Raw genomic sequence first — 23,694 nt, forward strand, 5'->3', positions numbered from 1 at the left:
GCAAACTTACTGTTTTTAAAACCAATCTGAAATTGTAGATTTGGACAAATTTTTTCAGCAAATGAATATCCACGAATATCAAGGTAAAGAAATACTTAAAAGTTTTGGTGTAGCCGTACAAGAAGGCGTCGTTGCCCACACGGTTGAGCAGGCTGTAGAAGCGGCTAAAAAAATGAAAACTGACTACAATTCTGATTGGGTTGTGATTAAAGCACAGATCCATGCAGGCGGAAGAGGTAAAGGCGGTGGCGTAAAGCTGGCGAAAAACCTGGAAGAAGTAGCGCAAAGAGCAACCGACATTTTAGGTATGCAATTGGTTACTCCTCAAACTGGCCCGGAAGGAAAGAAAGTGAACAAGATTTTAGTGGCGCAGGATGTTTATTACCCTGGAGCATCTGAAACTAAAGAATTCTATGTGAGCGTGCTTTTAAACCGTTCAACTGGAACTAACATCATTATGTATTCTACCGAAGGTGGAATGGACATTGAAGAGGTTGCAGAAAAAACTCCTCATTTAATATTCAAAGAAGAGATTGACCCTAAAGTTGGTCTTCAAGGATTCCAGGCTCGTAAAATTGCCTTCAATCTAGGATTAAGTGGTGCAGCTCACAAAGACATGGTGAAATTTATCACTGCGCTTTACAAAGCTTATGACGCTACTGACTCTGCGATGTTTGAGATCAACCCGGTATTGAAAACTTCTGATGATAAAATCATCGCTGTTGATGCTAAAGTTGACTTAGATGAGAACGCTTTATTCCGTCATCCTGATTATGCAGCAATGCGTGATAAATTGGAAGAAGATCCAACAGATGTGGAAGCAAGTGAGTCTAACTTAAACTATGTGAAATTAGATGGTAACGTTGGCTGTATGGTGAACGGTGCAGGTTTAGCAATGGCGACCATGGACATCATCAAAATCGCAGGCGGTGAGCCAGCTAACTTCCTGGATGTAGGTGGAACTGCAAATGCACAAACTGTAAAAGCAGGTTTCAACATTATCCTTAAGGATCCAAATGTGAAAGCGATCTTAATTAACATCTTTGGTGGTATCGTTCGTTGCGACCGTGTTGCTCAGGGTGTAATTGATGCTTACAAAGAAATCGGTGATATTCCTGTGCCAATTATCTGTCGTTTACAAGGTACTAATGCCGCTGAAGCGAAACAGTTAATCGATGAATCAGGATTAAAAGTATATTCTGCAATTGCATTGAAAGATGCAGCAGATTTAGTAACTAAAGTATTGGCATAAGCACCAGTTCTTAGTTAAAAGCCTAAAAGGTCAATTGTTTATTCAATTGGCCTTTTTTTGTGCCTGAAATTTTGGTTCTTAAAGCTAAAAAAGCTTTGTACTGAATTTATCCTGGCTATAAAACAAAAGAAGCCTCAAGTCATCCAACTTGAGGCTTCTTTAACCAAATATAAATTAAACGAGCTGACACAAATATAGAAGTTAAACGGACAATTCACAATTTATTTTAAAATAAATTCCAATAAAAATACAAAAACAGCAAAAATTAAGACAAAAACACAATAGAATTGACACAAAAACCAAAAACAACCAGAAAACAATCATTAAACAGATTAAATATTAACTTTTTGTAACCAAAAATCAATATTTATGTTTTTATTACATGAAAAATCTATAAACCAAATACAAAAACAGGGTTAAATTGGATTATTTTACAATTATTTTCAAAAAACACAAAAAACAAGAAGCTAAATCCCTCCTAATTTGAAGGAAACATAAAAAACAGAGCCTTTTTGTGTTTCACTTTCAAACCAGATATTTCCTTGCTGTTTTTCCGTAAACTCTTTACATAAGAGTAAGCCAAGGCCAATCCCTTTTTCATTATTGGTGCCATAAGTAGCGGAGGCATTGAGCACGAAAAGGTGTTCCTGTTTTTCAGGCGTGATACCGATTCCATTATCAGATATAATGATCATCCCACTGGTACCTCGGTAGCGGGTGGAGACGATCACCTCTCCCCCCTCAGGGGTAAATTTAATCGCGTTAGAAACCAGGTTCCGAACTACTAGATGAAGCATGTCATCATCAGCCATTAGATAAAGTTGTCCGGCGGTCAGTATCCGCAAACGGATCCCCTTTTTGTTAGCGATGGTATTTTCTATTTTTAACCATTCCTGAAGGGCTTCGTTTACATCTAAGGCCTTCAACTGCACATTCCCCCCTTGCAGCTGCGTCTTCGACCAGGAAAGCAGGTTCATGAGCATTTCAGAAGTATCTCTGGTAATTTGCAGCAGCTGCCCTTCGATCAATAACTTTTCCGATTCGTCAAGCCCGATGGAATTCAGGATTTCCAGATAGCCCTGAATAGAACTCAAAGGCATCCGTACATCATGTGCTACAATAGACAACAGGCGGTCTTTTTCTCCATTCAAGTACTCCAGTGCTGCTTTCTGCAGTAAGATCTCATCTTTCTGCGCTTCGATTTCCCGATTGCGCTGTTCTACAGACAAGCGCTCATAGTCGTAATTTTTTCGCATATAACTGATAGACAGAAAAATTAAAACAGAGGAAACGACATAAGTGACTGCAAAATCGATCACTCTTGCAAAAGGACTGAAATACAGATCAGGAGCCAATTGGGGCTGATAATATTCTACGATCAGCACTGTCAGTACTATAAATATGTTGACGGGTACCCAAAATTTATGCTGCGACCTTGGAATGATGGTGATGATGAGAAAGAAAGAAAGTGCAAAAAGCAGCACATTTGGTCCAAGAATTCCAGAATTATAAAAATAGCAATAGACAAAGGTAATATTGCTGATGACACAGAAAAGCGTAATGGCCAGGTTGGACTTTCTTTTTATTTTGGAAAGGTAATACAGCCCAACAATAAGCACCATGCCGGCAAAGCATAACCAAGCCAATTCTTTAAGCTCCATTAAATAATTATATGGTGCTTCAACTAGCATGGCAAAAAATGCAAAAATACATAAGGTATTAAAAATACGCTCCTCTAAAGAAAACTCCCCGATGTCGCCTATGGCCTTTTGCCAAAAAGATTTAATATGATTCGATTGCACGCTAATTAAGATTGAGATGTCGCTTCGCAAACTTAATACAATAAGAAACATAAAAAAAATCAATTAAATCCTTATTTTTGAACCTCTCCACAATAAAATCATGATCAAAAGAGAAAAAGTAAAAAGCCTGTTAGAGACAGAGCAGTTCGACAGAGAAGTAACAGTGATGGGTTGGGTGCGTACTTTTCGCAACAACCAGTTTATTGCTATAAATGATGGTTCCTGCATGGGAAACATCCAGATTGTTGTTGACTTTAATAATACGCCTGAAGATTTATTGAAACGCATTACTACCGGCGCTGCCATTGCAGTAACTGGTACAATCGTAGAATCTGTTGGTAAAGGACAGAGAGTTGATGTTAAAGCGAGTACAATTGAAATATTAGGCGATAGTGATCCGGAGAAATTCCCATTGCAGCCTAAAAAACACAGTCTGGAGTTTTTAAGAGAAATCGCGCATTTACGTTTCCGTACCAATACGTTCAATGCAGTATTTAAATTACGTCATGCTTTAGCTTTTGCCATTCATCAGTTTTACAATGAAAGAGGGTTTACTTATATGCACACCCCGATCATTACGGCTTCTGATGCAGAAGGTGCTGGTGAAATGTTTAAAGTAACCAATTTAGACTTGGAGAATCCACCAAAGACTGAAGATGGTAAAGTTGATTATTCACAGGATTTCTTTGCACGGGCTACCAACCTAACCGTTTCCGGACAATTAGAAGGCGAGCTCGCTGCTATGGCTTTTGGACAGATTTATACTTTCGGCCCTACTTTCAGAGCGGAGAACTCAAATACTACCCGTCACCTTGCTGAATTCTGGATGATTGAACCAGAGGTTGCTTTTGCAGACCTAGAAGACAACATGCAATTGGCTGAGGACATGATGAAGTATGTGATCAAATATGCTTTAGACCACTGTAAAGAAGAGATCGATTTCTTAAACAACCGTTTATTGGAAGAAGAAAAAACTAAACCTCAGAATGAGCGTTCTGAACTTTCCTTAATTGACAAGCTGAACTTCTGTTTAGACAATGATTTCCAACGCTTAACTTATACGGAAGCGATTGCCATCTTAAGGTCTTCTAAACCTAATCAAAAGAAACAGTTCAAGTATCTTATTGACGAATGGGGAGCAGATTTACAATCAGAGCACGAGCGCTACCTGGTAGAGAAGCATTTCAAAAAACCGGTGATCTTAACAGATTATCCTGCAGATATTAAATCTTTCTATATGCGCCAGAATGAGCCAGATGCTCAAGGTAGAAGAACTGTGGCCGCGATGGACATCCTTTTCCCTGGTATCGGTGAAATGATCGGTGGTTCTCAAAGAGAGGAACGCTTAGACAAGCTGACTCAAAGAATGGATGAACTAAACATCTCTCAGGAAGAAATGTGGTGGTTTTTAGACACCAGACGCTTTGGATCGGCACCACACTCCGGCTTTGGATTAGGTTTCGAAAGGCTGGTACTTTTTGTAAGCGGAATGACCAATATCAGAGACGTAATTGCTTTCCCTCGTTTCCCAAAAAACGCAGAGTTTTAAGCTTTATATATTTTCTTAAAAAGGGCAGGATTTTTAAAAAATCCTGCCCTTTTTATTTTTAATGCTCAGCAGCGCTGTACTTAACTTTGCGTTGCAGCTGGCAAATTATCATTGAAAGAGTTCGCATGCGCGTAATCCACAATCGAAACCTTATAATCGGTAGGCGCAAAACTACTGGAGCTGCTTAAAGCCATTCCCAATTCAAAGCGCAGCGGATAAGGAGTTTTCAATAAACTCCCTTCTGGGATATAAGGGAAAGTTTCCATATACGACTGCATTACATTCGGAGCGATCCTTCTGTTGATATAAGCCCGGCTGAGCTGATAAGTATGCTGTAAACCCGCAGCGCCTAATAATTCTACCGCACTGCCCACCGTTAGCTTATGAAAGTTATGCACCCGCACCTTTTTATCTTCTACCACTAAACCTTTCATCAAACTTGGGTCTTGGGTAGCTACACCTGTTGGACAGGTATTGCTGTTGCACTCTAAAGCCTGAATACAGCCTAACGCAAACATCATTCCCCTTGCAGAATTACATAAATCTGCACCAAGAGCGATATTCTTTACCAGGTCGAAACCTGAAGCTACTTTTCCTGAAGCAATAATCTTAATGTACTGTTTTATGTTAAAGCCGGTCAGTACATCATAAACAAAGGCAACACCTTCTCTTAATGGCATCCCTACCGCATTTGAAAATTCCTGCGGCGCGGCGCCGGTACCCCCTTCTCCCCCATCCACCGTGATAAAATCTACATATATCCCGGTTTCAGACATCGCCTTGCAAATGGCAAAAAACTCTGATCTTCTGCCAATACAGAGTTTAACCCCAATAGGCTTCCCATCCGACAATTCCCTTAACTTTTGAACAAAAGCGACCAATTCTAAAGGTGTTTTAAAAGCCGAGTGTGCAGGTGGAGAGATCACGTCGAAACCCTCTTTTACCAAACGGATCCTCGCAATTTCAGGAGTCACTTTCTTTGCTGGCAATATCCCGCCATGACCAGGTTTAGCTCCCTGAGAAAGTTTTATTTCGATCATTTTGACTTGTGCCGTCTTGGCTTTTTCTCCGAAAGCTTCATAATTGAAACTACCATCGTGGTGACGGCAGCCGAAATAACCGGTACCAATCTGCCAGATCAAATCTCCCCCAGGATTGGCATGGTAATCACTGATACCACCTTCTCCGGTATTATGAGCGAAATTTCCTAGTTTAGCTCCTCCATTTAAAGCCAGGATTGCATTCTGACTCAAGGATCCAAAACTCATCGCTGATATGTTATAGATACTTGCCGAGTAGGGCTGCTTACATTCAGGGCCGCCAACCAGCACTCTTGGATCTTCATCTAATTCTGTATGACTGATGGCCGCTATACTATGGCTCAGCCATTCGTAGCCATTTTCATAAACATCAAGCTGCGTTCCAAATGGAATGGTGTCATTCTCCCGCTTTGCACGCTGATAGATGAGTGACCTGCTTAACCTGCTGAAAGGTTTTCCATTGGTATCACTTTCCACAAAATACTGGTATACTTTCGGCCGGAGATCTTCCGCCAGATACCTTAACCTACCCAATACCGGATAATTTCTGACTATACTGTGCTTGGGCTGATACAAATCATAGATTCCAAGCAAAATGATTGGGCCAATAAAAATAAATGCCCAATAAAAAGGTGGCCAGGCGAAGCTGATCATTAGCGTAGCACTCACCAAAAATGCAGCAATTGCGATAAAAGCTTTTCTCATAAAGGATAATTTAATGAAAACAAACCATTACAACAACAATAAACCAAAATCGGTATAAAGATTGTGTAAATTTACACATGCTCATAAAAATCTATCCTGAAAATCCAAATCCTAAGGCAATTGAAGAAGTTGTTGAAGTCTTGAAAAAAGGAGGCATCATCATTTATCCTACTGACACCATTTATGGATTAGGCTGCGACATTACCAACCAAAAAGCAGTAGAGAAAATTTGCCGCCTGCGCGGCATCAAGCCTGAAAAGGCCAATTTTTCCTTCATCTGCTCTGATTTGAGACACATCTCTGATTATGTCAAACCAATAGATACCGCTACTTTCAGGGTCTTGAAGAAAGCCCTTCCCGGGCCTTTTACTTTCATTTTTAATGCGAGTAACAACGTCCCCAAACTGCTGAGCTCCAAAAAGAAAACAGTAGGGATCAGGGTACCAGATAATGACATTGCCAGAGAAATTGTGAAACTGCTAGGAAATCCGATTCTATCGACCTCTATTAGGGACGATGATGAGGTGATTGAATATTCTACAGACCCGGAATTAATCCACGAAAAATATGAAGACAGTGTAGACCTGGTAATTGATGGTGGTTACGGTGACAATGAACCTTCTACAGTAGTAGATTGTACTTCCGGAGCATTTGAAATTATCCGTGAAGGTAAAGGCGATCTGGAAAGTTACCTTTAAAATGTTGCCTAACTCCAGCTCGAATCTTATCTTTAGCACATGGCCAAACTATTAAATTTACAAGCATTCAGGGATTTTTTCCGCTCTGGACAAATTGGAGGAATTATCCTGTTGATTTGTGTAGCGATTTCTTTATTTATCGCAAACTCCTCATTGAGTACTGGATTTGCAAATCTGCTGACGACCGAATTAGGGATTAACTTTGGTAGTAGCAACATCTCTTACACCGTATCTGCATGGATCAACGATGCCCTAATGGCGATCTTTTTCCTGTTGGTAGGTCTGGAGATCAAAAGAGAATTGTTGGAAGGAGAATTATCCTCTTTGAAAAAAGCCTCTTTACCCGTTATTGCCGCATTCGGTGGAATGTTGGTTCCTGCCGGGATTTACTTTGCATTTAATGCCGGATCTCCTGCTGCAAGCGGATGGGGTATTCCAATGGCTACCGATATTGCCTTTGCACTGGCCATTATTTCCATGCTGGGCAAAAGCGTTCCTACTTCTTTAAAAGTATTTTTAGCAGCCCTGGCCATCGTAGACGACCTTGGTGCAATTCTAGTGATCGCTGTTTTTTACACCAGTGAGGTTCATTTTGATTACTTACTAATGGCGGCAGGCGTATTAGCCGTCTTATTCCTATTCAATTACCTTAATTTAAAAGCATTATATTTTTACCTGATTCCAGGTATTTTCCTTTGGTATTTCATTCACCATTCGGGTATCCATGCGACTATTGCAGGGGTATTACTGGCTTTCACGATTCCTTGCAACAACACAAGCATTGAATCTCCGCTGGAAAAACTGGAGCATCTGTTGAACGGACCGGTAAATTACTTTATCATGCCCATCTTTGCTTTGGCAAACACGAACATTACTTTTCAGAAAGAGATGCTTGGTGGATTGGTATCCCCGCTTGGGATGGGAATTATCCTGGGCTTATTTGCCGGAAAAACAATAGGGGTGACCTTATTTTCATGGCTGGCGGTAAAGCTCAAACTAGGGACTTTACCTTCCAGATCCGGTTGGAAGCACATCATCGGATTGGGGATGCTTGCCGGGATAGGTTTTACCATGTCCATCTTTATCTCCCTATTGTCTTTCAGCGACGAGATGCAGGTTACGGAGGCTAAATTTGCCATCCTCTGCGCCTCAATAATTGCTGGATTAACAGGTTTTATCTACCTGAAATCAATCAACAAAAAGAAAGCCATTAAGGCTTAAAAGTTTTCATAAATTCTTTCACACTACCGGATACATCATCGGCTTTCAGACTTTTCACAAAGGCAGTCCCGATGATGGCTCCGTTAGCATACTGACAAGCTTTATCAAAGGTTTCTTTGCTGCTGATCCCGAAACCAATCATCGTTGGGTTCTTAAGCTTTAAATCTGCAATTCTGGAGAAATAAGCTTCTGTACCTTCAGACACGCTTAAATTTTGTCCAGTGGTGGCAGATGACGACAGCAGATAGATAAAACCATTACTTAAACCATCAATCTTTTGGATTCTTTCCGGAGCAGTTTGAGGTGTAACCAGGAAGATATTGGTTAAGTCGTACGCTTTAAAATCTGCTGCATATAGTTCCTCGTATTCTGCCATTGGAAGATCAGGAACAATACAGCCGTCAACCCCAACTTCCGCACATGATTTGCAAAAGTTAGCGACACCATACTGTAATAGTGGGTTTACATATCCCATCAGTAAAACAGGGATGCTCACCGTTTTGCGCAGGTCTTTCAATTGTTCAAATAATAATTCAAGGGTCATTCCTGCATCTAAAGCCGCTTTACTGCTGGCCTGAATCACCGGTCCGTCCGCAACAGGATCAGAATACGGAAAACCAATTTCCAACAGGTCTGCACCAGATCTTTCCAGCTCTTCAGCAATAGCTACTGTATCCCCTAAGTTCGGGTAACCCGCTGTATAATAGATGGATATTATATTTTTTTTCTCTTGAAATAACTTATTAATTCTATTCATTGCTGTTCTTATAAACCAAAATACTTCATATAGGTATCCATGTCTTTATCTCCCCTTCCGGACAAACAAATCACTACATTTTCTTTACCTGTAAACTCCATTTTCTCTAAATACGCTAGGGCGTGTGCACTTTCAATTGCAGGAATAATCCCTTCCAATTGTGTTAGCAGCAAACCTGCCTGTAAAGCTTCATCGTCCGTTACGGAAACGTACTGACCTCTGTGGGTCTTGAACAAATGCGCATGCTGAGGACCCACACCAGGATAATCCAGACCTGCAGATACAGAATAAGGTTCAATCACCTGTCCGTCTTCTGTTTGCATTAGGATGCTTCTGCTGCCATGTAATACCCCCTCTTTACCTAAAGCCGTGGTTGCTGCAGAATGTCCGCTGTCTACCCCTTTTCCGGCAGCTTCAATTGCGATCAATTTTACGTTTTCATCGTTGATGAAATGATAAAACATCCCCATAGCATTACTTCCACCGCCAACACAAGCCAATACATAATCAGGTTGATCACTGCCAGTCTGCTCTAGTAATTGTTTTTTTGTTTCTTCCGAAATGATCGACTGAAAAGTAGCCACCATATCCGGGTAAGGATGCGGCCCAACTACAGATCCGATGATATAATGAGTATCAATTGGGTTATTGATCCAGTCGCGCATGGCCTCATTAGTGGCATCTTTCAATGTTTTACTACCAGAAGTAGCAGGAACCACTGTTGCGCCCAGCATTTTCATTCTGGCCACGTTTGGTGCCTGTCGCTGAATGTCAATTTCGCCCATATACACCACACATTCCAGCCCGCGTAATGCACATACAGTAGCGGTAGCTACACCATGCTGTCCTGCGCCGGTTTCTGCAATGATGCGTTTTTTTCCTAAACGCTCTGCCATCAAAATCTGACCAATGGTATTGTTGATTTTATGTGCTCCGGTATGGTTCAGATCTTCTCTTTTCAAAAATATGTTAGTGCCATACTTTTCAGATAAGCGTTTCGCCAGGTATAATGGCGAAGGCCTGCCTACATAGTCTTTTAACAGTTGATGAAACTCTTTTTGAAAGCCTTCATCAGCGATAATTTCCAGGTATCTGGTTCTTAGCTCCTCTACATTAGGATACAGCATTTCAGGGATGTACGCTCCTCCAAAATCTCCAAAGTATCCCTTTTCGTTTACAAAATAGTTCATAATCTTGTTCTTATTTCTTTTATTGATCCTGCCCTTTTTTATTAAAGGTATCTTCCGGGATCATATGTATGGATTAACTGGCCTTTATTTAGTGTATGAATTAGGACAGCAGTTTATAATAATTTGCTTTTAAATACTTTCAATTTTTCCAGATCTTTTAAGCCTGGCTCTATTTCAAACTTGCTGTTTACATCAATCGAAAACAATCTGTGGTCTACAATACTATTCAGCATTTCTGCGCTTTCTGCAGCTATTCCGCCGCTTAAAAAGTAAGGTAGATCCAAGGTATATTTTGTGAGGAGCTGCCAATCAAATTGTTTACCTGAGCCGCCGTGATGAGGGGTCTGTGTATCAAATAAGAAGTAATCTACAGTCGCTGTATATGAGTTCAACAGACTAAAATCAAAGGCTTCGTCCACACCAAAAGCTTTGATCAACTCAACTGTATTTAATGCTGTCATGGAGCCTAAACTAACTTTCAATTCCCTGCAATATTCAGGGCTTTCTGCACCATGTAACTGCAGCGCATTTAACTGGTATTTATCAACCAGGCTGAGCACTGTTTCCAGTGTTTCATTCACAAAAACACCGGTTTTCATGATGTTTTCAGGCAAATTTGCCAATACTTCCGGCAGCACCTCACCCGCATATCTTTTTGAGCCTTTAAAAAAGATGAACCCCAAGTAATCTGGCTGCAAAGCTGCGACCTCCCTAATGTTTTCAGGATGCAGCATCCCACATATTTTCAGTTTTGGAGTATTCATTACCCAACCAGACTTTTAAAGCGTTTCAACGCGTTTTTACTGAACAAAGATTCTTCGGCTTCATAGAAACAATCGGCAAAAGATTTGGTATCGCTGATGGTTTGTATGGCTAGGGCAGCATTACACAAGACCACATTATGCTGCGCATCTGTTCCTGCTCCGTTTAACACATTCATAAATATTTCCGCAGAAGAAGCTACGGTATCTCCTCCTTTAATCAGCGCCTCATCCATCTCTTCAAAGCCTATATCGGACACCTTTACTAAGGCTTCTCCCTTTTTATTGAATATTTTATAGTCGCAGGTTAAAGAAACTTCATCAAAACCGTTCACTGCATGAAGGATGGTATAATTCTTATCGGTATCCTGATATAAGTAAGCATACAAACGGGCTAACTCCAGACTAAAGACGCCTACCAATTGATTTTTCGGCTGCGCCGGATTACACATCGGGCCAAGCATGTTGAAGAATGTTTTTACGCCAAGTTCTTTACGAATTGGAGCTACGGTTTTCATTGCCGGGTTGAACAATGGCGCATGAATAAAGCAGATTCCTGAAGTATCCAGATTTCTCTTTAATGTATCAGGATCGCTTGTGAATTTATAGCCCAAATATTCAATCACGTTAGAAGAACCGCAACCAGAGGACACGCCATAATTACCATGTTTTGCCACTTTATGACCAGCACCAGCAACTACGAAAGAAGCAAGTGTAGAGATGTTAAAGGTATCTTTACCGTCACCACCAGTCCCGCAAAGATCAACCAGTTCATAGTCAGAGAAATCAAGCTGCACACATAATTCCAACATCGCATCTCTGAATCCCTGCAGCTCTTCCACCGTAATGTTACGCATGCCATAAGCCGTAATAAACGCTGCAATCTGTGAACTATTAAACTCCCCTAAAGCAATAGCGGTCAGTATTCTTTGCGCTTCAGCTCTGCTGAAGGTCTTGTTTTCAAATAAGTGGTTTAGTATTTTCTTCATGGGTATAAAACAAAAAAGGCTGCCTTAATAGCAACCCTCAAAATATTTTTATGTAAATAAAACGTTCAGATAGGGGGTTACACTACGCTAATGCGTTGTGCCACCACCAAAGATTAAGTACGTTTGTTTGTATCATCTAAAGCAAAGATGTAATAGTTTTTAATAATTGCAAAATTTTTATTAAAATTAGTAAGGAATTATGGCATTATTTAAACGGAAAACACAAATCGATGACGATTTAGGATTTGGTAACCAACCGGTTACCGCGAATCAAAGGTTAATGAATGCTGACGGCAGTTCTAATATCAAAAGAATTGGCCTTCCGCTGTTCCGAACTGCCGATACTTATAACTGGCTGATTTCCATGTCCTGGAAAAAGTTTCTGCTGATCATTCTAGTCGTTTATCTTTTGGTAAACATGCTTTTCGCCCTGATCTATGTGGGGATTGGCATCGAACATTTGCAGGGGGCTACTGGGATTACGCCAAGAGATCATTTTTTTGATGCTTTCTTCTTTTCCGCTCAAACGATTTCTACCGTAGGATATGGACACATTAGTCCGGATGGTTTCATGACCAGCTGTGTGGCCGCTTTTGAGTCGATGCTGGGATTACTGGCCTTTGCACTCGCCACAGGACTGTTGTACGGCCGTTTTTCCAGACCTAATGCCAAGGTGATTTATAGTGAGAAAATGGTAATTGCGCCTTATAAGGAAGGCAAAGGACTCATGTTCAGACTGGCCAATTTACGAAACAACCAGCTGATAGAAATTGAAGTTCAGGTGGTATTTTCGTATAATGAAACGGTCAACGGGAAGGTCTCGCGTAGGTTTTATCCACTGGAATTAGAAAGATCAAAAATTGGTTTGCTTACTTTAAGCTGGACGGTAGTTCATCCCATTGATGAGCATAGTCCGATTTTCCAGAAAACAGCACAGGATCTTGCTGATGCAGAAGTAGAAATCCTGGTTTTATTGAAAGCTTTTGATGATACTTTTTCGCAAACCGTACATACCAGAACTTCTTACCGCGATGAAGATATTTTACAGGATGCTAAGTTTTCAAATATTTTCTCCAAAGATAGTACAGGCAGGACTAATATTGACCTTTCCAGGATCGGAGCAACGGAATCATCTGGCTCGGGAGATGCTGTTAAAGACGCTTAATTCTTTGCTGCAATTTAATCCTTTGCTACAAAATCAAGGATTTTTTGATATAGCAGATTACCTCCAAAGATCATCTGACTGATCATTCCCACGTGTTTTTTACCATTGATCACATAGATTGAACTTGGTACCTGCTCTGCAGTTAACTGCTTTTGAATGCGTTCTGATTGTATTTGTATGGCCGGGTATGTTTTTTCTCCGTAGAAAATCAGATGAGGGTTCTTGATTTTCTGCACATAATTTAATGGAGATGCTTTGGTCCAGATTTTCGGATTGTCTGTAAATGTGCGCAGAAAGTTGTAATAATTATCATCATGATCCGCCATGCTCAGATATTCATTCATATCCAGGCCAAAAGCATCATTTAAGATCATCCCTTTAATTTTCCCTTGATATCCTGCAGCTTTGAAATATTTAGGGTCTGCATTGATCAGTTCTGCAAGATGCCCACCCGCAGAATGTCCCATCAGGAATAATCTTTCCGGATTTCCACCATAACAGGCGATATTTTGAGCTACCCAGTTTACCGCAGCAGCGCAATCAGCCGCCATTTGCGGATATTCCTGATCAGGGGCCAATCCATAATTAATGAGGACTGCAACCAGCCCCTTACGCGCCAGATTTCTCCCTAGCCACCAGTAAGTTTCCTTTTTACCACTACTCCAAGATCCTCCGTGAATGAAAATAACCACTCCTTTTTTAGCAACCGTATCTGCCGGATAATAGATGTTCAGCTGGTTACTGACCTTCCCTTTTTCCTGGGCATAATCAATAGCCTTCGCTACCCTAACCTGGGCACCCGAAGTGAATATTTGTCCGAAGAAAGCGAATAGCATCAGTAATATCCAGGTTTTCATAGGTTATTTTATCAATGCGTTTTTCTCTTTAGTAAAGTGGTTGAACACCAATTTATCTGTCAATGCAGGCAGCAGTTTATTGAGCCAGACGGTTAATTTGCCTTGCCCAGTCATGATTAATGTACGTTTTCTTGCTGCGATGCCATCCACAATACTAGTTGCCACTACATCAGCCGTTACCATTTTACCTTCTTCCATACTAGTTTCTCCATGCGCAGTGCCGTCTTTTGCCAATGCGGTAACACGAATATTTGAAGCCGTAAAACCAGGGCAAGCCACCATCACGTGTACTCCTGTTTTTAACAATTCTGTTCTTAAAGACTCCATAAATCCATTCATTGCAAATTTCGAAGCCGAATATCCGGTACGTCCCGGTAGTCCGCGGTAACCTGCAATAGAAGATACGCCAATAATACTGCCTTTGGTTTTCAAAATCTCTGGTAAAGCATATTTTGTACAATATACGGTACCCCAAAAGTTCACATCCATCAGGTTTTTCAAGACAGAAAGGTCAAGGTCATTGAATAGCGCACGCATCGACAACCCGGCATTATTGATCAGCATATCCACCTTACCGAAACTGAGTACAGCTTGTTTACTCAATTCCTCACAATCCTGCTCTTTACTCACATCTGTTTGTACAGCAACCGCGCGAATACCATATCTGCTTTCCAAATCGGCTGTAACTTCGCAAAGGGTTACATATTGACGGGCAGCAAGTACAAGATTTGCACCACGTTTGGCAAATTCTTCGGCACAAGCCTTTCCTATACCGGAAGATGCACCGGTAATGATGACTACTTTATTCTTAAAATCCATGCTGATTATTTGATGAGTGAGTTTTCATAAGGCACCCTTGTAATGATAGAGCGGCCCAGGGTGATTTCGTCTGCATATTCCAATTCGCCGCCAAAAGCGATTCCTCGAGCAATAGCGGTAATCGGAATTTGAAAATCTTTAAGACGTTTATAAAGGTAAAAAAGAGTAGTATCTCCTTCCATGGTGGCGCTCAATGCTAAAATCACTTCTTTAACCGGACTGGTCGCCACACGCTGCACCAGAGAATCTATAAAAAGGTCAGCCGGACCGATGCCATCCATTGGCGAGATTAGACCTCCCAATACATGATAAACGCCGAAATACTGTGAGGTATTTTCTACCGCCATCACGTCTCTGGTATCTTCAACCACACAAATAATTTCTTTATCACGCTTGTTAGCGGTACAGATTTCACAGTGTATATGATCCGAAATGTTATGGCAAACCGCACAATGCTTGATCTCTTGCCTCAATTTAATGATGGAATTTCCGAAGTTAGAAACCTCTTCCTGTTCCTTATTTAACAAGTGCAATACCAAGCGTAATGCCGTCTTTTGTCCGACTCCCGGTAACTTAGAAAATTCGTTGACAGCGTCTTCAAGAAGCTTGGATGAAAAGTTCATTTTACAAATTTATATTTATCTTCCGTTATTTGATTTTTAAAATATGATTTTCTTACATTTAGCTGCTAAAAACATACTATGAGCCCAGCTATACTTTTGTCTTTTTTGATTGGTTATTTCCTGCTATTGATCGTTATCGCCTTCGCTACTTCCAAAAAATCATCAGACAATGCTACCTTTTTTATTGCAAATAGAAATTCAAAATGGTACCTGGTTGCTTTTGGGATGATTGGTACTGCTTTATCCGGTGTCACTTTCATTTCCGTTCCAGGAGAAGTAGGTGCCCCTTCCGGTAACCAATTTCAATATTTTCAATTTGTATTGGGAAATGCGGTCGGTTTTATCATCATCGCTACCGTATTACTGCCCTTATATTATCGAATGAAACTCACTTCGATTTATAGTTACATCGAACAAAGGCTGGGCTTTTATAGCTATAAGACGGCGGCATCGATCTTTTTGATCAGCAGAACGATAGGTTCAGCTTTCCGTTTATACCTGGTGGTGATCGTTTTACAACGCTTTATCTTTGACAGCTATGGAGTACCATTTTGGGTAACCGTACTGATTTCTTTAGCCTTAATCTGGTCTTACACCTTCAAAGGTGGATTAAAAACGATCATCATCACCGATACGCTGCAAACATTCTTCCTGGTATTGTCAGTTTTCCTGACGCTGTATTTCATCTGCAGCAGCCTGGATATGAATATCCCTCAGGCCTTCGAAGCGATTAAAACAAGCGGCTATTCTAAGATTTTCTTTTACGAGGACTTCATGACAAATGGCTTCCATTTCAGTAAACAGTTCATTGGAGGGGTATTTGTTACCATAGCTATGACGGGTTTGGATCAGGATTTGATGCAAAAAAACCTGAGTATGAAAACCATTGGCGAGGCACAAAAAAACATGTTTACGTTTACAGGAATCTTTGTCATCCTAAACATCTTTTTCCTGAGCGTAGGCGCTTTGTTATATATCTATGCTGCTAAAAACGGCATCGAAATTCCTTTGGATCACATCACCGGAAAACCAAGAACGGATTTTCTTTTCCCGGAAATTGCACTGAATCATTTAAGTGTAGTACCGGCGATCGTGTTCATGCTGGGTTTAACTGCGGCAACATTTGCCACTACCGACTCGGCGTTAACTGCATTAACCACCTCGTTCTGCGTGGATTTCCTGCACATGGACAAAGGTGATAATGCGAATGCAGACGGAGCTGTAAAAAAAAGACACCTGGTACACATTGCGTTTTCGCTGCTGATGTTTATGGTCATCATTGTTTTCAATACTTTAAATGATGAGTCGGTCGTTAAAGGGATATTTAAAGTGGCCTCCTATACCTATGGTCCATTACTTGGTCTGTATAGTTTTGGTCTTTTCATGAAGAAAAGAGGACTTCATGATAAATTAGTACCTTTAGTATGTATCCTATCACCATTGATATGTTACTTGCTCAACGCGAACTCTGCCACTTTACTTGGTGGATATACGTTTAGCGTGGAACTGATTCTGGTGAACGGATTGATCACCTTTATCGGACTGTTGCTGATCAGTAAAAAAACAGCATTACAAACCAGATTTTAAGAACTAAATATCTATAGAATGACAAGTGAAGAGAAAATTAGAAGTGCATTTGAGAACAAAAACTGGCAGGAAATAAAAGTTACAGATTCCTGGCAGATCTTTAAAATCATGGCTGAATTTGTAGATGGCTTTGAGAAATTAGCGAAAATTGGCCCATGTGTGTCTATCTTCGGATCTGCAAGAACAGCGGAAACAAATAAGTACTATGAGATTGCAGTAGAATGTGGCAGGTTGCTTACAGAACGTGGATATGGCGTGATCACCGGTGGTGGTCCTGGAATTATGGAAGCAGGAAATAAAGGCGCACACATGAATGGCGGGAAGTCTGTAGGTTTAAACATTGACCTTCCTTTTGAACAGTTCCACAACAAATATATTGACCATAATAAGTTATTAGAATTTGATTATTTCTTCATCAGAAAGGTGATGTTCATGAAGTACTCACAAGGTTTTGTCGTATTGCCTGGTGGTATGGGCACTATGGATGAGCTTTTCGAAGCGATTACTTTGATTCAGACGGGCAAAATTGCCAGATTCCCAATTGTATTGGTAGGAAAAGAGTACTGGGGTGGTTTAGTAGATTGGATTACTTCAACGATGTTGAACAAAGAACATAATATTCATGCCGAAGATCTAAACCTGTTTAGGTTAGTAGATACAGCAGAAGAAGCTGCTGAGCATATTTTCAGGTTCTATGATAAGTATGTGTTAAAACCGAATTTCTAGGAGGTGCTACTTGGTGTTTAAGACTTCTTTAGCACTATAGTTAGTAGTTTCAGTACTAAAAAAAAAAAGGATAGTTGCTCCCCGCCTCAAATCTTTCGCTGAAGGGTAAAAAATTTGAATGTAGGGCACTCAACTATCTTTTTTTGATGACAATTAAGTGCTGACTCCTGAAGATTAAATCATGATGAAGTGCTGATTTGGTGATGACCAATTAATGATTTCACGACCATCAAGCACTAAATAACCGGAGGTTAACTAATGATTTATAGACAATTAATCACTAATTCCAAGGAAACGAGATTTGGGTTTAAATCATTTAGAAATGACTTACTCCACCAGAAACCACCAATTTCATGGCCTCTGCGGCGGTCATATTTAAAGGCTTGATTTTCTCATTTTTCACTACATATACTTGTCCGGCGAAGGAGTAAGAAAAGGGAAAATAGACGATAGATTCCCCTGGGAGGCCAATTGCTGATAGGTCGCTTTGGGTTAAAAACCCGATTCTCTTCAAATCACCTTCTACTTCTACCAGCACCGGGTTATTAAATTTCTTTTCATCACCAACAAAGGCTTCGGTCAGGTCTTTGATGGACGAATAAATAAATTTAAGTATAGGCAGCCTGTCCAGGATTCTGGCAAACCAGTTGTACATGGGTTCAGTTACGAAATTGGTCACGAAAATACCGGCCACAAGCGTGATCGCCACTACAAGTGCTAAACCAAGGCCGGGGATGTTCCTGCTGGCTCCTGTCTGAGGGTCAACACCCAGGATATTGTTCACGTTTAACCAGCTGTCTACTGTAGTTACCGCTACGATCACAATAAAAATACTAAGGGCAATAGGCAATACAATTAAGAGTCCTTTGATGATGTATCTTAACAAGGCTCTACCGATTCTGTTCATGCTACAAAACTACTCATAAAAATAAATCCGTTTAACTCTTTGTGAAATATTTGTTAAAATCTCATAAGGGATGGTTCCAATCTGCTCAGCAAGCATCGCTACGGTCAGCTTTCCATTGAAAACGATCACCTCATCACCAGTTTTAACATCCAAACCGCTTACATCCAGCATACACATATCCATGCAGATGACACCAACTGTTGGTACCAATTGACCATTGACCAGCATTTTACCGACCCCATTTCCAAACCTTCTGGTATAGCCATCAGCATAACCGATTTTTACGGTTGCAATGGTTCCTCCATTGGGTAAAAGCCCTTGTCGACCATAACCAACAGTTTCATTTGGCTTCAGTTCTTTTACTTGGGTAATCGTTGTTTTCAATACGGCCACGGTTTGCAAGCCTTTATTATGGTTCAATCCGCCATCGTGTCCGTATAAACCAATGCCTAAACGGACCATGTCAAACTGGGCTTCCGGATGACGAGAGATGCCCGAGGTATTCGAAATGTGCCAGATAAATTTATAATCAAGTCCATCGGCTATCTTTTGCGCAATAGTCTTGAACCTTTGAATCTGGTATTGAGTAAATTCATCATGCTGGATTTCATCACTACCTACCAAATGGGAAAAGGCAGAGGCTACTTTGAGTTTTTTAGTACCCTGAAGCGATTTTAATAACTCAGCAACTTCGGTTTCCTCAAAGCCCAGTCTGTGCATCCCCGTATCAATTTTAAGGTGTACCAGATAATCCCGGGTTTCAAAATTCAGGAAATTTAAAAAGCTATTCAGGATGTCAAGGTTATAAATTTCGGGTTCCAGTTTATATTTCACGATGGCATCAAATGCTGAAGGCTCAGGGCTCATCACCATAATAGGCATCGTAATCCCACCTTTTCTTAAAGCGACCCCTTCGTCAGTATAGGCTACAGCCAGGTAATCAACTTTATGATATTGTAATACATTGGCAATTTCAAAACTGCCGCTTCCATACGAAAATGCTTTCACCATGGCCATAATTTTTACCCCGGGCTTCAGCTTATTTCTATAAAATTGCAGGTTTCCGGCAAGCCCATTCAGATCGATCTCCAATACGGTATCATGAACTTTTTGAGCAATCAGCTTACTGATACGCTCAAATTCAAACTTTCTCGCGCCCTTTACCAGGATGGTTTCATCGTAGAAATGCACTGCTGGTAAATGGTCTATAAAATCCTGGGTGCTTTCAAAAAATGAGGCTTCCAAATCAAATAAAGAGGCCATCGCAGAGATATTAGGCCCGATTCCGATTAATCGCTGCAGATTTTTCTGTTTGAGTAAGTCCGCGATTTCTTTATAAAGCAGGCTTTCCTTTTTCCCGGTTTCATGCAAATCAGATAGGATTAATGTCTTTTTAGGGTGCTGATTTTGAAGGTTCAGGAAATCAAGTGCTATCGCAAGAGAAGGGATATCTGCTATATAAGAATCGTCAATTACGGAACATTGGTTAATGCCATTTTTTAGCTCCAGCCTCATCCCTACCCGGTTTAATTTCTCCAGACGCGTATCTGCTTCTTCGGGCGTATAGCCCATTGAAAGTAATGTGGCCCAGCAAATGATGCCATTTTCAACAGAAGCCCGGTCGCTGAAAGGGATCAGACATTCTATTTCCGCAGCTTTATAAATTGCCCGAATATAGGTTTTGTCTTCAATTGGCTCCACAAATGAAATCTGCAAATCCGCTTTTTGACTCAAACTCCAGGAGAATTTCCTTAGACCAGGAAGTTCCTGAATCGGAATTCCGCTGGTATATTCAGGAGAATAAATGAATAGTTCCGCTTCTTTAAAGAGTTTCAATTTTTCCAGCAGCTTCACCTTTTGAGAAGGAAAACCCTCGGCATGTGCCTCACCTATATTAGTTAATACGCCAATTGTTGGTTGGATAATGCGCTGGAGTGCTTCCATTTCATTTTCTTTGGAAATTCCAGCTTCGAAAATCCCAAGCGTATGTTCCTCGCGGATATTCCATACCGAAAGCGGTACTCCGATCTGAGAGTTAAAACTTTTAGGGCTGCGAATGATGTTATCATCTGCAGCTAAAAGCTGATAAAGCCACTCTTTGACAATGGTTTTCCCATTGCTTCCGGTAATGGCCAGCACTTTTAAGTCGTATTGATCACGATGAGCAATGGCCAATGTTTGTAAAGCCTGGCCTACATTCTCAACCAATAGCATGTTTGCATCCGGAAAAGCATTAAAATATTGTTCATCACTGATCACAAAACAACGGATTCCGTTTGCGTAAGCTTCCTTCAGATACTCATGACCATCACGCTTCGCCTGCAAGGCAAAAAATAAAGAACTTTCAGGGTCAATCACCGCTCTACTATCGATTACCAACCTGGTAATGATCAGCTCCGGCTGAGAAATAAAAGCTTTTGCATGAAGAATTTCTGCAAAATAGTCAATGGTATAGGTCGTACTGCTCATGGTTCAAAATTAAAGTTTTTGCAGGGATAACCATCGCTTGCTTGTAATATTAGTAAGATTTTAGCAGCATTCCTCTTTATAGTGATCTCCCCTTTCTACTGAAATACTTTTGCCGATCCTCGCTATATTTATGTTAAACGCTTTATTTGTATTAAAAACGTCAATATTACGGAAACATGAGATGATTTCTAATTCTGGTCGGTCTTGATTGTGTATTATTGTAATACATTGGAAAATTCAGAGAAAAAAACCGTCAAATACGATAAGAAAACAGCTTTATTCAAAGCTGAGCATTATTGTGCTTACCAGGAACGCGCACAGCAGGAAGTCAGGAATAAACTTTATGAATGGGGATTGAGGCCTGATGAGGTGGAAGAAAACATTTCTGAACTCATCACGACCAACTATTTAAATGAAGAAAGATTTGCGCAGGCCTATGTTTCCGGCAAGTTCAACATCAAAAAATGGGGAAAAATAAAGATCAAGCAGGCTTTAAAACTTAAAAAGGTACCTGAGAAAATGATCTTAAAGGCTTTAAATACGATTGATTATGATGATTATGTAAAAGCAATATTGGTTTCTGCGGAGAAAAAGTCGAATTTAATTAAGGAAAGTGATCCATATAAAAGAAGGAATAAGCTCATTACACACCTCATGACAAAGGGTTTTGAAAATAATTTGATCATGGAAGTCCTGAAAGACAACAGCTTATACTAGATACTCAAATTAATTATAAAAAAAACTTGACAGAAAGATAAAAGTCCCTATATTTGCATTCCCAAACGAAACAAAGGGTATTAGGAAATACACTTTAAGAAATGGGAACATCGGATGATGTTAAAATAAAAACCATGCGAAAGTAGCTCAGTTGGTAGAGCACGACCTTGCCAAGGTCGGGGTCGCGAGTTCGAATCTCGTCTTTCGCTCTAAATAACTTCAACTATCATGAAGTTATTTAATTTAAAAGGTTAACACCTGCTCAGATGGTGGAACTGGTAGACACGCAGGACTTAAAATCCTGTGACCTTAAAAGTCGTGCGGGTTCGATTCCCGCTCTGAGTACATAGCCTCTTTACGAAAGTAGAGAGGTTTTTTTTGTGCTCAAAATTGAAACCTTTTAAAAAAATATCCGTCCTTTAGGATATGAAAATCTCTAGTCTTACCTACTTATCCCTCTTGCTGTTCTTTGCAAATCTGGTTTTTTCCTTAAACCTGGTTGCGCAGAAAAACACCGGGAAAGTTGTTACTGATGACATTGATAACTTTTGGACAGCTTATGATAAAATAACCAGCACCAAAGACAGTGCTGCACAATACCGTTATTTAAATCAGCTATTCATTGAAAAGGGATCGCCTGGGCTAAAAGCCATTATGGAGGTGAAAAACTATACGGCTAAATCATATATTAATGCCATCAACAGCTATCCGCTATTTTGGAGTTCCATCAGAAAAAATACGCTCAAAGCAAAGGGTATTGCGGAAATGATTGAAATAGATGTGCACAAAATGAAGAAATTGTATCCAGAATTAAAACCGGCCAACATTTACTTCACAATTGGCGCGTTAAGAACCGGAGGAACGACATTAAATGGGATGGTTCTGATTGGTGCCGAGATTTCTATGGCCGATCAATATACCGAAACCAAAGAATTTCCCAGCAATTACCAGCATCTAAAAACTCATTTCAAGACCAATCCGATCCATGATATCGGATTTCTAAACGTCCATGAATATGTACATACACAGCAAAAAACTACCGAAGCAAAGCATCTTCTGGGGCAAATTACGCTTGAAGGTGCCGCTGAATTTGTAGCGGTAAAAGCTACAGGGAAACCTTCTACACTACCTGCTTTAGCTTATGCCAAAACCAAAGATGAAAAAGGGTTAGAAAAAGAGGAAAAAATTAAAGCAGCATTTTCTTTGCAAATGTTTAACCCATCACCTGGATATTGGCTGTATACTAATGAACCAAATCCATTCGGACAGCGAGATTTAGGGTACGCTGTTGGCTATATCATTTGTGAAAAATATTATGAAAAAGCCAGAAATAAAAAACAGGCGATAAAGGAAATGATAGCACTAGACTACAACGACAGTACCGCACTGGCCAGGTTTATAGATCAATCCGGATATTTACCGAAGTCTGTAAAAAGCTTAAAAAATGAGTACGACCGCCAAATCCCAAAGATTATTGGCATTAAACAACTCAAAAATCACAGCCAGGATGTAGACCCCTCCATCAATCAGCTCACTATTGAATTCTCTGCGCCTATGAATAAAAAAAGCAGAGGTTTTGATGTAGGACCATCAGCAGGAGTAGACAAGCTATTGCGTGTAAAAAATGTGGTTGGATTCTCTGAAGATGGCAAGTCGATCACCATTGATGTAGACCTGTTACCCGGTAAAGATTATGAATTGCTCCTGACAGAGCGGTTCATGAATACTAATTTCAGTCCAATTTCCGCCTACCTGATTACCTTTATAACCGCGGATAAATAGCCAAAAGCTTGGTTAAGCTACTCTAGAAAGACCTCAATTAAAATTTTAATCCTTGAAATCCAGTCGCTTCGATGAAAT

At 40.4% G+C, this 23,694-nt stretch carries 20 protein-coding genes and 2 tRNA genes; 11 read left to right on the plus strand and 11 right to left on the minus strand.

The window, feature by feature from the left end:
- Nucleotides 1-61 precede the first annotated feature (61 nt).
- Nucleotides 62-1,252, plus strand: coding sequence for an ADP-forming succinate--CoA ligase subunit beta (gene sucC / locus H9X96_RS19045; RefSeq protein ID WP_062547383.1), 1,191 nt, complete (start codon nt 62-64; stop codon nt 1,250-1,252).
- 467 nt (nt 1,253-1,719) lie between these two features.
- Here the strand turns inward: sucC and H9X96_RS23145 are convergent, their stop codons facing one another.
- Complete coding sequence (locus H9X96_RS23145) at nt 1,720-3,054, minus strand: HAMP domain-containing sensor histidine kinase (RefSeq protein WP_187667806.1); 1,335 nt, start codon at nt 3,052-3,054, stop codon at nt 1,720-1,722.
- Nucleotides 3,055-3,154: 100 nt separating this feature from the next.
- Between H9X96_RS23145 and asnS the strand changes: the two genes are divergently transcribed.
- Nucleotides 3,155-4,603 carry an asparagine--tRNA ligase gene (asnS, locus tag H9X96_RS19055; protein WP_222943934.1) on the plus strand — a complete coding sequence of 483 codons (1,449 nt, stop codon included), beginning with the start codon at nt 3,155-3,157 and terminating at the stop codon, nt 4,601-4,603.
- Nucleotides 4,604-4,683: 80 nt separating this feature from the next.
- On the opposite strand, the gene H9X96_RS19060 is transcribed toward asnS, so the two are convergent.
- The gene (locus H9X96_RS19060) at nt 4,684-6,348 is read right to left on the minus strand and encodes an FMN-binding glutamate synthase family protein (protein WP_187667807.1); all 1,665 of its coding nucleotides are present in this window, start codon (nt 6,346-6,348) and stop codon (nt 4,684-4,686) included.
- A 77-nt stretch (nt 6,349-6,425) separates the two neighbouring features.
- Here H9X96_RS19060 and H9X96_RS19065 point away from each other — a divergent pair, with 77 nt between their 5' ends.
- Together H9X96_RS19065 and nhaA are read left to right on the plus strand one after the other, a co-directional pair.
- Entirely contained in the window at nt 6,426-7,046 is a 621-nt protein-coding gene (locus H9X96_RS19065) for an L-threonylcarbamoyladenylate synthase (RefSeq protein ID WP_187667808.1), read from the plus strand.
- Between the two features lie 39 nt (nt 7,047-7,085).
- Nucleotides 7,086-8,267, plus strand: coding sequence for a Na+/H+ antiporter NhaA (gene nhaA / locus H9X96_RS19070; RefSeq protein ID WP_187667809.1), 1,182 nt, complete (start codon nt 7,086-7,088; stop codon nt 8,265-8,267).
- On the opposite strand, the gene trpA is transcribed toward nhaA, so the two are convergent.
- From trpA to trpD, 4 genes are all read right to left on the minus strand, one after another.
- Nucleotides 8,257-9,024 carry a tryptophan synthase subunit alpha gene (gene trpA / locus H9X96_RS19075; protein ID WP_187667810.1) on the minus strand — a complete coding sequence of 256 codons (768 nt, stop codon included), beginning with the start codon at nt 9,022-9,024 and terminating at the stop codon, nt 8,257-8,259. The genes nhaA and trpA overlap by 11 nt on opposite strands.
- Before the next feature lie 8 nt (nt 9,025-9,032).
- On the minus strand, nt 9,033-10,214 hold the full coding sequence (gene trpB / locus H9X96_RS19080) for a tryptophan synthase subunit beta (RefSeq protein WP_187667811.1): 1,182 nt from the start codon (nt 10,212-10,214) through the stop codon (nt 9,033-9,035).
- Nucleotides 10,215-10,327: 113 nt separating this feature from the next.
- Complete coding sequence (locus H9X96_RS19085) at nt 10,328-10,978, minus strand: phosphoribosylanthranilate isomerase (protein ID WP_187667812.1); 651 nt, start codon at nt 10,976-10,978, stop codon at nt 10,328-10,330.
- Nucleotides 10,978-11,964: an anthranilate phosphoribosyltransferase gene (gene trpD / locus H9X96_RS19090; RefSeq protein WP_187667813.1), complete on the minus strand. Its 987-nt coding sequence runs from the start codon at nt 11,962-11,964 to the stop codon at nt 10,978-10,980. The genes H9X96_RS19085 and trpD overlap by 1 nt, the downstream gene beginning before the upstream one ends.
- A gap of 199 nt (nt 11,965-12,163) precedes the next feature.
- On the opposite strand from trpD, the gene H9X96_RS19095 reads away from it, so the two are divergent.
- Nucleotides 12,164-13,129 carry an ion channel gene (locus H9X96_RS19095; protein ID WP_187667814.1) on the plus strand — a complete coding sequence of 322 codons (966 nt, stop codon included), beginning with the start codon at nt 12,164-12,166 and terminating at the stop codon, nt 13,127-13,129.
- Between the two features lie 14 nt (nt 13,130-13,143).
- On the opposite strand, the gene H9X96_RS19100 is transcribed toward H9X96_RS19095, so the two are convergent.
- From H9X96_RS19100 to recR, 3 genes are read right to left on the minus strand one after another with little or no spacing between them, the layout of a single operon-like run.
- Nucleotides 13,144-13,986, minus strand: coding sequence for an alpha/beta hydrolase (locus tag H9X96_RS19100; RefSeq protein WP_187667815.1), 843 nt, complete (start codon nt 13,984-13,986; stop codon nt 13,144-13,146).
- Nucleotides 13,987-13,989: 3 nt separating this feature from the next.
- Nucleotides 13,990-14,805: an SDR family oxidoreductase gene (locus H9X96_RS19105; protein ID WP_187667816.1), complete on the minus strand. Its 816-nt coding sequence runs from the start codon at nt 14,803-14,805 to the stop codon at nt 13,990-13,992.
- Between the two features lie 5 nt (nt 14,806-14,810).
- Nucleotides 14,811-15,428 (minus strand): recombination mediator RecR, encoded by a 618-nt coding sequence (gene recR / locus H9X96_RS19110; protein ID WP_187667817.1) that lies wholly within the window; start codon nt 15,426-15,428, stop codon nt 14,811-14,813.
- A 78-nt stretch (nt 15,429-15,506) separates the two neighbouring features.
- Here recR and H9X96_RS19115 point away from each other — a divergent pair, with 78 nt between their 5' ends.
- Together H9X96_RS19115 and H9X96_RS19120 are read left to right on the plus strand one after the other, a co-directional pair.
- On the plus strand, nt 15,507-17,015 hold the full coding sequence (locus tag H9X96_RS19115; protein ID WP_187667818.1) for a sodium:solute symporter: 1,509 nt from the start codon (nt 15,507-15,509) through the stop codon (nt 17,013-17,015).
- Between the two features lie 18 nt (nt 17,016-17,033).
- The gene (locus H9X96_RS19120; protein ID WP_062547368.1) at nt 17,034-17,741 is read left to right on the plus strand and encodes a TIGR00730 family Rossman fold protein; all 708 of its coding nucleotides are present in this window, start codon (nt 17,034-17,036) and stop codon (nt 17,739-17,741) included.
- A 316-nt stretch (nt 17,742-18,057) separates the two neighbouring features.
- Here H9X96_RS19120 and H9X96_RS19125 read toward each other — a convergent pair whose 3' ends face one another.
- Nucleotides 18,058-18,648: a DUF502 domain-containing protein gene (locus H9X96_RS19125; protein ID WP_187667819.1), complete on the minus strand. Its 591-nt coding sequence runs from the start codon at nt 18,646-18,648 to the stop codon at nt 18,058-18,060.
- A gap of 9 nt (nt 18,649-18,657) precedes the next feature.
- The gene (locus H9X96_RS19130) at nt 18,658-21,117 is read right to left on the minus strand and encodes a bifunctional UDP-N-acetylmuramoyl-tripeptide:D-alanyl-D-alanine ligase/alanine racemase (RefSeq protein ID WP_187667820.1); all 2,460 of its coding nucleotides are present in this window, start codon (nt 21,115-21,117) and stop codon (nt 18,658-18,660) included.
- 228 nt (nt 21,118-21,345) lie between these two features.
- Here H9X96_RS19130 and H9X96_RS19135 point away from each other — a divergent pair, with 228 nt between their 5' ends.
- The 4 genes from H9X96_RS19135 (at nt 21,346) to H9X96_RS19150 (ending at nt 23,616) form a co-directional block, all read left to right on the plus strand.
- On the plus strand, nt 21,346-21,834 hold the full coding sequence (locus tag H9X96_RS19135; RefSeq protein WP_187667821.1) for a regulatory protein RecX: 489 nt from the start codon (nt 21,346-21,348) through the stop codon (nt 21,832-21,834).
- A 136-nt stretch (nt 21,835-21,970) separates the two neighbouring features.
- Nucleotides 21,971-22,043, plus strand: a tRNA-Gly gene (locus H9X96_RS19140).
- Between the two features lie 51 nt (nt 22,044-22,094).
- Nucleotides 22,095-22,179: transfer RNA gene (locus tag H9X96_RS19145), tRNA-Leu, on the plus strand.
- 81 nt (nt 22,180-22,260) lie between these two features.
- Nucleotides 22,261-23,616 carry a hypothetical protein gene (locus H9X96_RS19150; RefSeq protein ID WP_187667822.1) on the plus strand — a complete coding sequence of 452 codons (1,356 nt, stop codon included), beginning with the start codon at nt 22,261-22,263 and terminating at the stop codon, nt 23,614-23,616.
- Nucleotides 23,617-23,694: the final 78 nt, after the last annotated feature.

The organism is Pedobacter sp. N36a (genome assembly GCF_014472395.1).
In the GTDB taxonomy this organism is placed as follows: domain Bacteria; phylum Bacteroidota; class Bacteroidia; order Sphingobacteriales; family Sphingobacteriaceae; genus Pedobacter.